The 11,528-nt window shown below is 64.3% G+C and carries 14 protein-coding genes; 8 read left to right on the plus strand and 6 right to left on the minus strand.

The features are described from left to right. Window positions 1–217: 217 nt before the first annotated feature. The 6 genes from rpsP to OKW39_RS17135 all read left to right on the plus strand — a co-directional run bounded on the left by rpsP (window position 218) and on the right by OKW39_RS17135 (window position 4,606). Window positions 218–472 carry a 30S ribosomal protein S16 gene (gene rpsP, locus OKW39_RS17110; protein ID WP_013090118.1) on the plus strand — a complete coding sequence of 85 codons (255 nt, stop codon included), beginning with the start codon at window positions 218–220 and terminating at the stop codon, window positions 470–472. A gap of 134 nt (window positions 473–606) precedes the next feature. After that, window positions 607–1,341, plus strand: a complete 735-nt coding sequence (gene rimM, locus OKW39_RS17115) for a ribosome maturation factor RimM (RefSeq protein ID WP_090801278.1) — start codon at window positions 607–609, stop codon at window positions 1,339–1,341. Window positions 1,342–1,366: 25 nt separating this feature from the next. Continuing rightward, on the plus strand, window positions 1,367–2,134 hold the full coding sequence (gene trmD / locus OKW39_RS17120) for a tRNA (guanosine(37)-N1)-methyltransferase TrmD (RefSeq protein ID WP_184027806.1): 768 nt from the start codon (window positions 1,367–1,369) through the stop codon (window positions 2,132–2,134). A gap of 149 nt (window positions 2,135–2,283) precedes the next feature. Beyond that, window positions 2,284–2,670 (plus strand): 50S ribosomal protein L19, encoded by a 387-nt coding sequence (gene rplS, locus OKW39_RS17125; RefSeq protein ID WP_013090115.1) that lies wholly within the window; start codon window positions 2,284–2,286, stop codon window positions 2,668–2,670. Window positions 2,671–2,757: 87 nt separating this feature from the next. Continuing rightward, window positions 2,758–3,516, plus strand: a complete 759-nt coding sequence (locus OKW39_RS17130; RefSeq protein ID WP_090801275.1) for an NUDIX hydrolase — start codon at window positions 2,758–2,760, stop codon at window positions 3,514–3,516. 151 nt (window positions 3,517–3,667) lie between these two features. Then, complete coding sequence (locus OKW39_RS17135) at window positions 3,668–4,606, plus strand: CobD/CbiB family protein (RefSeq protein WP_429363292.1); 939 nt, start codon at window positions 3,668–3,670, stop codon at window positions 4,604–4,606. A gap of 72 nt (window positions 4,607–4,678) precedes the next feature. On the opposite strand, the gene OKW39_RS17140 is transcribed toward OKW39_RS17135, so the two are convergent. Genes OKW39_RS17140 through OKW39_RS17150 form a run of 3 tightly spaced genes read right to left on the minus strand, consistent with a single transcriptional unit; the run spans window position 4,679 to window position 7,255 of the window. Next, on the minus strand, window positions 4,679–4,999 hold the full coding sequence (locus tag OKW39_RS17140; protein WP_090801271.1) for a DUF2007 domain-containing protein: 321 nt from the start codon (window positions 4,997–4,999) through the stop codon (window positions 4,679–4,681). Window position 5,000: 1 nt separating this feature from the next. Beyond that, window positions 5,001–5,999 carry a ribosome small subunit-dependent GTPase A gene (rsgA, locus tag OKW39_RS17145; RefSeq protein ID WP_429563094.1) on the minus strand — a complete coding sequence of 333 codons (999 nt, stop codon included), beginning with the start codon at window positions 5,997–5,999 and terminating at the stop codon, window positions 5,001–5,003. Then, window positions 5,996–7,255: a M48 family metallopeptidase gene (locus OKW39_RS17150; RefSeq protein WP_429563095.1), complete on the minus strand. Its 1,260-nt coding sequence runs from the start codon at window positions 7,253–7,255 to the stop codon at window positions 5,996–5,998. The genes rsgA and OKW39_RS17150 overlap by 4 nt, the downstream gene beginning before the upstream one ends. Window positions 7,256–7,481: 226 nt before the next feature. Between OKW39_RS17150 and orn the strand changes: the two genes are divergently transcribed. Continuing rightward, entirely contained in the window at window positions 7,482–8,093 is a 612-nt protein-coding gene (gene orn, locus OKW39_RS17155) for an oligoribonuclease (protein WP_090801266.1), read from the plus strand. 38 nt (window positions 8,094–8,131) lie between these two features. Here orn and mog read toward each other — a convergent pair whose 3' ends face one another. Together mog and yjgA are read right to left on the minus strand one after the other, a co-directional pair. Further along, window positions 8,132–8,773 (minus strand): molybdopterin adenylyltransferase, encoded by a 642-nt coding sequence (mog, locus tag OKW39_RS17160; protein ID WP_090801264.1) that lies wholly within the window; start codon window positions 8,771–8,773, stop codon window positions 8,132–8,134. Next, complete coding sequence (gene yjgA / locus OKW39_RS17165; RefSeq protein WP_429363297.1) at window positions 8,754–9,371, minus strand: ribosome biogenesis factor YjgA; 618 nt, start codon at window positions 9,369–9,371, stop codon at window positions 8,754–8,756. Before yjgA ends, mog begins: the two co-directional genes overlap by 20 nt. Window positions 9,372–9,521: 150 nt before the next feature. On the opposite strand from yjgA, the gene pmbA reads away from it, so the two are divergent. Further along, on the plus strand, window positions 9,522–10,892 hold the full coding sequence (gene pmbA / locus OKW39_RS17170; RefSeq protein WP_090801260.1) for a metalloprotease PmbA: 1,371 nt from the start codon (window positions 9,522–9,524) through the stop codon (window positions 10,890–10,892). A 97-nt stretch (window positions 10,893–10,989) separates the two neighbouring features. Here pmbA and OKW39_RS17175 read toward each other — a convergent pair whose 3' ends face one another. After that, window positions 10,990–11,490 carry a dihydrofolate reductase gene (locus tag OKW39_RS17175; protein ID WP_429363300.1) on the minus strand — a complete coding sequence of 167 codons (501 nt, stop codon included), beginning with the start codon at window positions 11,488–11,490 and terminating at the stop codon, window positions 10,990–10,992. Between the last annotated feature and the right edge of the window lie 38 nt (window positions 11,491–11,528).

Below are 11,528 nucleotides of genomic sequence, written 5' to 3' on the forward strand. Positions count from 1 at the left end.
AGGCACGAAAGGCGAACGGAAACGGGAGTTTCGGCTGGCGTTGCACGGGCGCTCCTTCAGGTAATTCGGGCGTTTGAGCGGGTTCTCGCACCTCTTGTAGAAGGTGGGTGCAGCCCGTTTCCGCAGTTTATCCCGGTAAGTGTTTGTTATGGCGTCGCTTTCCCGCTATAATCGCCTGTTTCAGTCGTTCCGAACCCCGGTTTTCAAGGATTCTAGTATGGTCATCATCCGCTTGGCTCGTGGCGGCTCCAAGAAGCGCCCGTTCTACAACATCGTCGCCACCGACTCGCGCAGCCGTCGTGACGGCCGCTTCATCGAGCGCGTCGGTTTCTACAACCCGGTCGCTACGAAGGGCGAGTCCCTGCGTATCGCTCAGGATCGCCTGACGTACTGGCAAGGTGTTGGCGCGCAACTGTCGCCGACCGTCGAACGTCTCGTGAAGGAAGCGCAAAAGGCGCAGCCGGCTGCTTGATATGGCGGCCCGCAGGCGTATCGTCGTCGGTTCGGCCGGCGGCTCGCGCAACTCGCGTGAGCAGTCCGATGCGCAATTTGTTTTACTGAAGCAGACGCCAAAGCAGGCTGCGAAGTTGTTGTCGAGGTTATTCGATGTCTGAGCGTGATTCCGGCAGTTCTGGTAGCGTCAAGGCAGCTTCGCGCGCAAAGGCGTCTGGTCAGGCGTCGTTCGGTGCATTCGTCCGCAAGCCGGTCGAACGAACCGACGGCAAGGCGAAAGAGGCGCAAGCCGATGCCGCGAACGCCGATTTCGAAGCTGCAGAAATGCGCATCGAAACGGCGGCAAGCTGGCCGGCCGATGCGGTCGAAGTCGGCGCAATCGTCGACGCCTATGGTCTCAAAGGCTGGGTCAAGGTAGCCGCGCATGCGGATGCCGGGCAAGGCGGCGACGTCTTGCTGAGCGCGAAGCGCTGGTGGCTGCTGAAAGGCCAGGAGCGCAAATCGGCGCCGTCCTTGCAGGCCAAAACACATAGCGACAGCGTGGTCGCCCGTCTGGGTGGCGTCGCTGACCGCGATACGGCGTTGGCTTTGCGTGGTTCTCGCGTATACATCGGCCGTAGCGAATTTCCGGCGCTCGAAGCCGACGAATTCTACTGGGTCGATCTGATCGGCCTGGACGTGGTGAATCTCGCCGGGCTCAACCTCGGCAAAGTCGCCAGCATGATCGACAACGGCGCGCAGTCGGTGCTGCGCATCGAATATCCGGCTACCGGCAAAAACGGCAAGCCGGTCGCAGGCGAGCGTTTGATCCCGTTCGTCGGCGTCTTTGTCAAAACGGTGGACCAGGCGGCAAAGCATATCGTCGTCGACTGGGAAGCTGACTATTGAAATCTATCGTTGAGCGGGGAGAGCGATGCAGTTCGATGTCGTGACGCTCTTTCCAGAAATGTTCCGCGCGCTGACTGACTGGGGTATCACCAGCCGGGCCGCGAAGCAGCAGCGCTATGGGTTGCGTACGTGGAATCCGCGCGATTTCACGACCGACAACTACCGCACGATCGACGATCGCCCATACGGCGGCGGCCCCGGCATGGTTATGCTGGCCCGGCCGCTCGAAGACGCGATCAGTGCCGCGAAAGCGGCGCAGTCGGAGCAGGGCATCGGCGCGGCGCGCGTCGTGATGATGTCGCCGCAAGGCGCCACACTGAATCACGAGCGCGTGATGAAGTTCGCGGCCGAACCCGGTCTGATCCTGTTGTGCGGGCGCTACGAAGCGATCGACCAGCGTCTGCTGGACCGTGTCGTCGACGAAGAAGTAAGCCTTGGCGACTTCGTGCTGTCGGGCGGCGAGTTGCCCGCGATGGCGTTGATGGATGCGGTCGTGCGTCAGTTGCCTGGCGTGCTGAACGACTCACAGTCGGCGGTGCAGGATAGCTTCGTCGATGTGCTGCTCGATTGTCCGCACTACACGCGTCCCGAGGAATACGAGGGCGTGCGGGTGCCTGATGTGCTGCTCGGCGGCCATCATGCGGAAATCGAAGCGTGGCGGCGGCGCGAAGCATTGCGCAACACGTTGAACAAGCGGCCCGATCTGATCGTGAAGGCCAGAAAGAACAGAATGCTGAGCCGTGCCGACGAGGCGTGGCTCGCGAGTCTCGCGAAGGAAGAGCCGAAGGCCTGAGGCCCCGGTCTTTCGAGCGGACACAAGGCGGTGCCGTGCATGCGTGTGCGGTGCCAGATGTGAACCCATCCTCTATCGGGGCCGTAGCCCAACGCAGTAAGCGCGTGAGGCAGGTACGAACGCCGACAAGATGGATCTAGGAGTCAGTGATGAATCTGATTGCAAAACTCGAGCAGGAAGAAATCGCGCGCGTTCTCGGCGAAAAGACCATTCCGGATTTTGGTCCGGGCGATACGGTCATCGTCAGCGTGAACGTGGTTGAAGGCACGCGCAAGCGTGTGCAGGCTTACGAAGGCGTCGTGATCGCCAAGCGTAACCGTGGTCTGAATTCGTCGTTCATCGTCCGTAAGATTTCGTCGGGCGAAGGCGTCGAGCGTACGTTCCAGACGTATTCGCCGCTGCTGGCTAGCATCGTCGTCAAGCGTCGCGGCGATGTGCGTCGTGCGAAGCTGTACTATCTGCGCGAGCGTTCGGGCAAGTCGGCTCGAATCAAGGAAAAGCTGGTCTCGAAAGACCGCGCTGCTTCCCAAGCGTAAATGCTGTAAGAAAAAGCACCCCTCGCGGGTGCTTTTTTGTTGGCCAGGTCAAAATAGCGGCATGTCCACGCTCATCAGAGAGACCCGTTGATCCGCCCCGTCTTTGAGCCCGAAACTCTGCCTGTCATCGCGACAGGCGCCGATCTGCCACCGGTCGCGCGCGAGCGTCTGACGCCCGATGCACTGCGGGCGCGCTTTGATCGGCAGCTTGCCTGGACACCCGAGAAAATTGCCGATGCGCCGTGGCGCAATACCGACCTCGATCCGCGCGTGGCCGCGGTGCTGGTGCCGCTCGTCGTGCGCGCGCGCGGTCTTACCGTGTTGCTCACGCAGCGCGCGGACCATCTGAACGATCACGCCGGTCAGGTGAGTTTTCCCGGCGGCCGCCAGGAACCGTTCGACGCTGATGCGACCGCAACGGCTCTGCGCGAAGCGCACGAAGAGGTGGGCCTCGACGCGTCGCGCGTCGAAGTTCTCGGCGCGTTGCCCGACTATCTCACTGGCACCGGCTTTCGCGTGTCGCCGGTCGTCGCTCTTGTGCACCCGCCGTTCTCGCTGGAGATCGATACGCTCGAAGTGGCCGAGGTCTTCGAAGTGCCGCTCGCGTTCCTGATGGACCCGTCCAACCACGAAGAGCGCCTGTTCCGCTACGAGGGCGGAGAGCGCCGCTTCTTCGCGATGCCGTATCCGCGCGGCGAATTGACGGTGGCTCCGGAGGCCGCCGAGCAGCGCGGCGCGCACCAAGCGCAGACGGTCACGCCAGCAGCGGTGCAAGGCGGCCATCATTTCATCTGGGGCGCGACGGCGGCGATGCTGCGCAACCTGTATCGGTTCCTCGCCGCATAAATTACGTGACTCGCATCGCCGCGTCGACGATGCACAGTTGCGCGAACGACGCACTTGTCGGCGCTTTGTCAGCATCCGCGTTCAGACTCATCCGACCCTGTGCTATCGTTATAAAACAATCGTAAAAAACTTAAAAAGCACGGCGCATCGCATGACTTTTTTCTCCGTATTGCTGGCTCTGATCATTGAACAGGTACGCGCGCTGTCGCCGAACAATCCGTTGTCCGCGTTGCTTCAATACCATGCGGAGTCGGCGGCGCACGGATTCGATGCTGGCAAGCAACGTCACGGTCTGCTCGCGTGGCTCGTCGTGGTGGTGCCCTGGACGCTCGCGGTCGCGCTCGTCTACTACGTGCTGTATCACATTCACTTCATGCTCGCGTTCCTGTGGAATGTCGTGGTGCTGTACTTCACGCTCGGCTTCCGGCAGTTCAGCCATTACTTCACCGACATCCATCTCGCGTTGAACAACGACGACGTGCCACGCGCGCGCGAAATTCTCAACGAATGGACCGGGCTCGAGACCGTCGACATGCCGGTCAGCGAGATCGTGCGTCACACGCTGATCCACGCGGTGGTCGCGTCGCATCGTCATGTGTTCGGCGTGTTCTTCTGGTTCCTGATTCCGGTCGGTCCCGCTGGCGCGGTGCTGTACCGTTGCGCGGAATATCTCGCGCGCGCATGGGCGCGGCCGGCCGACGACCGCACCGTCGCGTTTTCGAGCTTCGCGCAGCGCGCGTTCTTCGTGATCGACTGGGTGCCGGCGCGGCTGACGTCGCTGGGCTTTGCGATCGTCGGCAATTTCGAGGATGCGATTTACGCGTGGCGCAATCATGCGCGGCAGTGGCCCGATACGAACGACGGCGTGTTGCTCGCCGCGGGCAGCGGGGCGCTCGGCGCGCGCCTGGCCGGGCCACTCGCGGAGCCGTCGAGCCTCGACGCGCTCGCCACCGGCGACGGCGGTCCGGTGCAGGTCGGCGACGACTGCACGCCGCGCACGCTGCAATCGGCAGTGGGGCTGGTGTGGCGTGCAGTCGTACTGTGGATGATCCTGCTGTTGATGCTGACCATCGCGGTGTGGCTCGCCTGAAGCGGCCAGGCCACGCGCGCAGCACAAGAAGAAGCCGGGCAATGCCCGGCTTCTTCAATTCCCGACTCCGCTTCACCCCTTCAACGGATCGCGCACAGTCCCGCATTGCCAGCACACGGTGAACTGCGCCTCGAGCAGCTCGCCGCACTGCTGACATTGCCATGGAGGCGCGCCCGGTGCCGGTCCTCGCGAGGCCGCTTCGATCAGCCGCCGCGCGATCGCCTCATCGCGTTCATCGACGAGCCACAGCTCCGGCGCGCACTGGTCGGCCGGAATCTCGCCGAGCGCCCCGTTCAGATAGCGGTTGTGCAGCTCGCAAGCGATGCCCGCGGTCTCCAGCACGTTGACCCAATGCTGTCCGATGATCAGGTTCGGCGCGCGCATCAGTTTCATGTCAGCGGACGATCTGGCTCGCCTCGTGCACGAGCTGCGCATAAAGCGCATGCCGTTCGCGGCGGATGCGCCCGTTGGCGACGGCTTCGAGGATCGCGCAGCCAGGCTCGTGCAAATGATGGCAGTTATAGAAACGGCAGTTTGGCAGCAGCGGCCGGAACTCGGGGAACGCGCGTTCGAGCCGGCCTTCGCTCAGGTGATGCAGGCCGAATTCCTGAAAGCCCGGCGAGTCGATCAGCGCGCCGGCCGCGCCGTTGACGCCATTCACGCCGGTCGTGCCCTCCGACCGCGGCAGCGGATAAAGACGCGTGAACGTCGTGGTATGGCGCCCGCTGTTCAACGCGGTCGAGATCTCGCGCGTCGCGACTTCGGCATCGGGAATCAGCAGGTTCACGAGTGTCGATTTGCCCATGCCGGACTGGCCGAGCAGCAGCGTCGCGTGACCATGCAGATGTTCGGTCAGCGTGGCGCGTGCCGCCTCGGGCTGCATCCGGATCGACGCTTCGAGCACCGGATAGCCGAGCGCGCGATACGGCTCGAGCCGCTTGCGCGCGCCGTCCAGAGCATCGGTGACGTCGATCTTGTTCAGCACGATCAGCGGCTTCAATTCGTTCGCCTCGGCGGCGACGAGCGCGCGGCCGAGCAGATCCTCGCTGAAATGCGGCTCGGTGGCGAGCACGATCAGCAACTGGTCGAGGTTCGCGGCGAACAGCTTCGACTTGTACTGATCCGAGCGATACAGCAGATTGCGCCGCTCGCCGATCTCGACGATCACGCCTTGATCCGCCGAGGTCGGCTCATAGATCACGCGATCGCCGACCGCGACCTCGCTGCGCTTGCCGCGTGGGAAACATTGCAGCAACGCGCCGCCGTCTTCAGGAGCGACCAGATAGTGGCGGCCGTGCGCGGCCACCACGACGCCGCCCGTGCGCACGCCGTACATGCCGGATGCGGTGGCCGACGCGCCGCGCGACGCCTTCTTCGGAGCGCGGCCGCTCATGCGTGCTGCAGCAGTCGGTCGATCCGCTGCGAGGCCGGCGGATGCGAATAGTAGAACGCGGTGTAGATCGGATCGGGCGTCAGCGTCGACGCGTTGTCCTCGTACAGCTTGACGAGCGCGTTGACGAGATCGTGCGCGTCGGTTTGCGTCGCCGCGAACGCGTCGGCTTCGAACTCGTGCTTGCGCGAGCTGAGGCTGCCAAGCGGCGTGACGAAGAACATGAACACGGGCAGCGCGAGGAAGAACAGCACGAGCGCGAGTCCGCTATTGCCGCCGACGAGCGACGGCCGCACGCCGAGCCCTTCGTAGAACCACACGCATTGCGTCAGCCAGCCGAGCAGCGCGAGCATCGCGAGGCTGATCGCGAACGTGACCAGCATGCGCTTCATCACGTGACGACGCTTGAAGTGGCCGAGCTCGTGCGCGAGCACCGCTTCGATCTCGCGGCCCGACAGGCGCGCGAGCAGCGTGTCGAAAAACACGATGCGCTTGCTCGCGCCGAAGCCGGTGAAGTACGCGTTGCCGTGCGCCGAACGGCGGCTGCCGTCCATCACGAACAGGCCCTTCGCGGCAAAGCCGCAGCGCTTCATCAGCGCCTCGATGCGGGTCACGAGCGCTTCATCCTTCAGCGGCTCGAACTTGTTGAAGAGCGGCGCGATGAAGGTCGGGAAAATCAGCAGGCCGAACATCTGGAACGCGACCCACACGACCCATGCCCACAGCCACCACAGGTTGCCCGCACGGTTCATCAGCCACAGCACGACGAACAACAACGGCAGGCCGAACGCGATGCCGAGCAGCGCGCCCTTCAGACGGTCGAAAAAGAACAGGCTTTTGCTCATGCGATTGAAGCCGAAGCGTTGCTCGATGACGAACTGCCGGTAGTAATCGAACGGCAGGTCGATCGCGCTCGTGATCGCGATCACAGCGGCAACCAGCGCGATCTGACCGACGTAGCCGCGGCCGAGCCAGTCGGAGATCGCGAGATCGAGCATCTGCACGCCGCCAAGCAGCGTGAGCCAGATCAGCACGGCCGCGCCGACGACGATCTCGACCATCGCGAGCCGCGTGCGCTCGACCGTGTAGTCGGCCGCGCGCTGATGCGCGGTGAGCGCGATGGTGTTCGCGAACTGGCTCGGCACCTGTTCGCGATGCGCGACGACGAAGCGGATCTGCCGCGACGCGAGCCAGAGTTTGGTGCCGACCATCGCGACGACGGCGAGGACGAACAGGGCGGTGAAGTACAGGGTAGGCATCCGGGGATTCCGTGGTATCTATGCGAGAATTATATGTTTCTTCCCGCCTCGCGGCGGAGATACGGTTTAAAGCGACGGTTCAACGCAAGAGTTCCGGGAGCAGTTCAGGGCGGCGCTTTGGCGCGGCCGGCCCGGCTCGAACCGCGCGAATCGATTTCAAACGAACACATGCCGCGCCGTGCGGGTTTCCAGCGAAGCCCGCCGCGCGGCCCTCAGGGTTGCCTTCATGACTGACATCCTCGCATCCACCGAACAGCCGCCGCTCGTGCGCAGCGACATGAACCTCGTCTGGCTGGACATGGAAATGACCGGGCTCGAGCCCGACACCGACCGCATCATCGAAATCGCGGTGGTGGTGACGAATTCGACGCTCGACAGGATGGTCGAAGGTCCGGTGCTCGCGATTCATCAGAGCGATGAAACGCTCGCGAAGATGGACGCGTGGAACCAGAACACGCATGGCCGCTCGGGGCTGATCGATCGCGTGAAGGCGTCGACTGTCAGCGAGGCCGATGCGACCGCGCAGATCCGCGAGTTCCTCGGCCAGTACGTGCCGCCGGGCAAGTCGCCGATGTGCGGCAACTCGATCTGCCAGGACCGCCGCTTCATGGCGCGCTGGATGCCGGATCTGGAGAGCTTCTTCCACTACCGCAACCTCGACGTGAGTACGCTGAAGGAGCTGTGCCGGCGCTGGCAGCCGGTCATCTACAAGGGCTTCCAGAAGCGCGCGATGCACACGGCGCTGGCCGATATCCACGAGTCGATCGACGAGCTGAAGTACTACCGCGAGCATTTCCTTGTGCCGTCGGCGCCGGACGCCGCCGCGAGCGCTCAGTAAAGCGCGGGCCTGCACGGGCAGGCCACGAACCTCGAACCTCAGTCTTGCCGCGGCGCGCGTTGCGCACTTTTCGGCCGGAACGCCTTGACCACGTCGACGTTCGTTTCTACGTAAGGGCCGCCGATCAGGTCGATGCAGTACGGCACCGCCGCGAAAATCCCTGGTACCTTGACCATGCCGTCATCGCGCAGGCCTTCCAGCGTTTCCCTGATGGATTTCGGCTGGCCGGGCAGGTTGATGATCAGCGCGGCGTGTCGTTCGGTTTCGCGGATCACCGCGACCTGGCGCGACAGGATCGCGGTCGGCACGAAATTCAGGCTGATCTGCCGCATCTGCTCGCCGAAGCCGGGCATCTCCCTGGTCGCGACAGCGAGCGTCGCCTCGGGCGTCACGTCGCGGCGCGACGGTCCGGTGCCCCCGGTCGTCAGCACCAGATCGCAGCCCACTTCGTCGACCAGCTCGATCAGCGTCGCCGAGATGGTCGGCGCGTCGTCGGCGATCAGCCGCGTGACCACCTGCCATGGCGAGCTCAAGGCCGCGCCGAGCCACTCCTGCAGCGCCGGAATGCCCTTGTCCTCGTAAACGCCCGTCGACGCGCGGTCGCTGATCGACACGAGGCCGATCACGATTTCGTCGGGGTGCTGACGCTGCTTACGTCGATCAGGCGTCGCGGTCGTCATCGTCGTCTTCCGCGGCGAGGTTGGGGGCGTGCGCGTCTTCCGCTTCGTCGTCGGTGCCGGCCGCGCTCTTGATCCACTGGAACAACTCGCGGAAGTAGCGCGGCGGCTTGCTCTGCTCCGCTTCCTTGCGCGCGTTGCGGATCAGCGTGCGGCCCTGCTGCGGGTCGACGCTCGGGTGCTGGCGGATGAACTCGGTCAGCGCGGCGTCGTCGGCCAGCAGCTTTTCGCGGGTGCGCTCGATCCAATGGAGCTTCGCCGTCTCCGACTTGTTGATGCCCTTGTAGGTGTCGAGCGCGGTGCGCAGCGCGGCGGTTTCGGTGTCGAGCAGCGAGCGCATCACGCGGCCGACGTACTGGATCTGGCGGCGCTTGCCTTCGTGGTCGGTGATGCGGCGCGCTTCGCGCACGGCTTCGTCGAGCTTTTCGGGCATCGGCATGCGCTTGAGCGCGTCTTTCGGCAGCGCGACGAGTTCCAAGCCCAGATCCTGCAACGCCTGCATTTCGCGTTTGACCTGGGACTTGCTCGGACGATCGTAGCCGTTTTCGTCGACTTCCGTGACGACGGATTCGATCGGTTGAATGCGGGTTTTGCGTGTCATGCCGGTATTGTAACTTGCCGCGCCGGCCCGACCCGCGGCGGCGCGTACCTTGCTATGATCGCGGGATGCATTTATCCCGCACCCGCGCGCCTGCCCCGAATACGGTGTGCATACCCAGGGCCGCGCGGCCCCAACAGGACGGCAACCACAATGGCAGCAGACATGGACGTCAAGCAGCGCTTTTTTCCGCATACCCAGGATGAGCTGAAGGAAATCGCCTCGGACATCCTTCGTCACGCGAAGGCGCTCGGCGGCACCGACGCCGCGACCGAAATCTCCGAAGGCGACGGCCTGTCCGTCTCGGTACGGCGCGGCGAAGTCGAGACGATTGAGCACAACCGCGACAAGATGGTCGGCGTGACGGTGTTTATCGGCAACAAACGCGGTAACGCGAGCACCTCGGACTTCTCGCGGCAGGCATTGAAGGACACGGTCGCGGCCGCCTACAACATCGCGCGCTTCACCGCCGAAGACAATTGCGCGGGCCTCGCCGAAGCGGAGCTGCTCGAAACCGCGCCGCGCGACCTCGATCTGTACCACCCGTGGAATCTGTCCGCCGACGAAGCGGTCGAAATCGCGCGCCGCGCCGAAGACGCCGCGTTCGCGACCGATCCGCAGATCAAGAACTCGGAAGGCGCGAGCGTGTCGGCACAGCACTCGCAGTTCGTGCTGGCGACCTCGCGCGGCTTCCTCGCCGGCTATCCGTATTCGCGCCACTACGTCGCGTGCGCGCCGATCGCCGGCAGCGGCCGCAACATGCAGCGCGACGACTGGTACACGTCGACGCGCAGCGCCGACGAACTCGCCGATCCCGAAGCGGTCGGTCGTTACGCGGCGCAGCGCGCGCTCGCGCGCATCGGCGCGCGCGGCCTCGACACGCGCAAGGTGCCGGTGCTGTTCGAGGCGCCGCTCGCGGCGGGCCTGCTCGGCGCATTCGTGCAGGCGACGAGCGGCGGCGCGCTGTATCGCAAGACTTCGTTTCTGGTCGACAGCCTCGGCAAGCCGGTGTTCGCGCCGCACGTGCAGGTGGTCGAAGACCCGCACGTCGCGCGCGCGATGGGCAGCGCGCCGTTCGACGAGGAAGGCGTGCGCACGCGCCAGCGCTCGGTCGTGAAGGACGGCGTCGTCGAGGGCTACTTCCTGTCCACCTACTCGGCGCGCAAGCTCGGCATGAAGACCACCGGCAACGCGGGCGGCTCGCACAACCTGTCGCTGCTCAGTTCGAACACGCGCCCCGAGGACGACTTCGAGGCGATGCTGAAGAAGCTCGGCACCGGTCTGCTGCTAACCGAGCTGATGGGGCAGGGCGTCAATTACGTGACCGGCGACTACTCGCGCGGCGCGTCGGGTTTCTGGGTCGAGAACGGCAAGATCCAGTATCCGGTCGAGGAAATCACGGTCGCGAGCACGCTGCAGGAGATGTTCCGCCATATCGTCGCGGTCGGCGCTGATACGATCACGCGCGGCACCAAGCAGACCGGCTCGGTGCTGATCGAGCGGATGACGATCGCGGGGCAGTAAGCCGCACGGCGCGTTCCAGCGCAGCCCCGTATCAAACGAAAACGCCACGCAACTGAACGTTGCGTGGCGTTTTTTATCGCTTGCGCGGCGCGCGCCGTCAGACGTCCTTGCGCTGATACGTGACGAATGCGTAATCGAAGTCGTTGGGCGCATTCGAGTGATGCGCTTCGCGCGCGATTTCTTCCCACACCTGCGGGTCGATTGCGGGGAAGGTCGCGTCGCCGTCGAAGTCGGCGGCGATTTCGGTGACGATCAGCTTGTCCGCATGGCGCAGCCCTTCGTCGTAGAGCTCTGCGCCGCCGATCAGAAACGCCTGCGGCGCCTGGTCCTGCGCGGCGAGCACGAGCGCTTCGTCGAGATTGGTCGCGGTGTCGCAGCCCTGAAAGCGTCGCGAGGCATCGCGCGTGACGACTATGTTGCGGCGTCCCGGCAGTGGCCGGCCGATCGATTCATGCGTTTTGCGGCCCATGATGATGGGCGCGCCCATCGTCGTGCGCTTGAAGAATTTGAGGTCTTCGGGCAGTCGCCAGGGTAACTGGTTGTCTCGGCCGATCACGCCGTTGCTGGCGCGAGCGACGATCAGGGTGAGCGTCGTCATCGAATGGAAAGAGGAGGGTAACCGGGCGATTCTACCCG

The sequence above is a fragment of the Paraburkholderia sp. MM6662-R1 genome (assembly GCF_050436245.1).
In the GTDB taxonomy this organism is placed as follows: domain Bacteria; phylum Pseudomonadota; class Gammaproteobacteria; order Burkholderiales; family Burkholderiaceae; genus Paraburkholderia; species Paraburkholderia tuberum.

Coding starts and splice junctions, on each gene's coding strand:
- pmbA (WP_090801260.1), top strand. CDS start 9,522: ATGGCAGCAGACATGGACGTCAAGCAGCGCTTTTTTCCGCATACCCAG.
- rpsP (WP_013090118.1), top strand. CDS start 218: ATGGTCATCATCCGCTTGGCTCGTGGCGGCTCCAAGAAGCGCCCGTTC.
- OKW39_RS17135 (WP_429363292.1), top strand. CDS start 3,668: ATGACTTTTTTCTCCGTATTGCTGGCTCTGATCATTGAACAGGTACGC.
- OKW39_RS17140 (WP_090801271.1), bottom strand. CDS start 4,999: ATGAAACTGATGCGCGCGCCGAACCTGATCATCGGACAGCATTGGGTC.
- rsgA (WP_429563094.1), bottom strand. CDS start 5,999: ATGAGCGGCCGCGCTCCGAAGAAGGCGTCGCGCGGCGCGTCGGCCACC.
- OKW39_RS17150 (WP_429563095.1), bottom strand. CDS start 7,255: ATGCCTACCCTGTACTTCACCGCCCTGTTCGTCCTCGCCGTCGTCGCG.
- rplS (WP_013090115.1), top strand. CDS start 2,284: ATGAATCTGATTGCAAAACTCGAGCAGGAAGAAATCGCGCGCGTTCTC.
- rimM (WP_090801278.1), top strand. CDS start 607: ATGTCTGAGCGTGATTCCGGCAGTTCTGGTAGCGTCAAGGCAGCTTCG.
- yjgA (WP_429363297.1), bottom strand. CDS start 9,371: ATGACACGCAAAACCCGCATTCAACCGATCGAATCCGTCGTCACGGAA.
- orn (WP_090801266.1), top strand. CDS start 7,482: ATGACTGACATCCTCGCATCCACCGAACAGCCGCCGCTCGTGCGCAGC.
- OKW39_RS17175 (WP_429363300.1), bottom strand. CDS start 11,490: ATGACGACGCTCACCCTGATCGTCGCTCGCGCCAGCAACGGCGTGATC.
- trmD (WP_184027806.1), top strand. CDS start 1,367: ATGCAGTTCGATGTCGTGACGCTCTTTCCAGAAATGTTCCGCGCGCTG.
- mog (WP_090801264.1), bottom strand. CDS start 8,773: ATGACGACCGCGACGCCTGATCGACGTAAGCAGCGTCAGCACCCCGAC.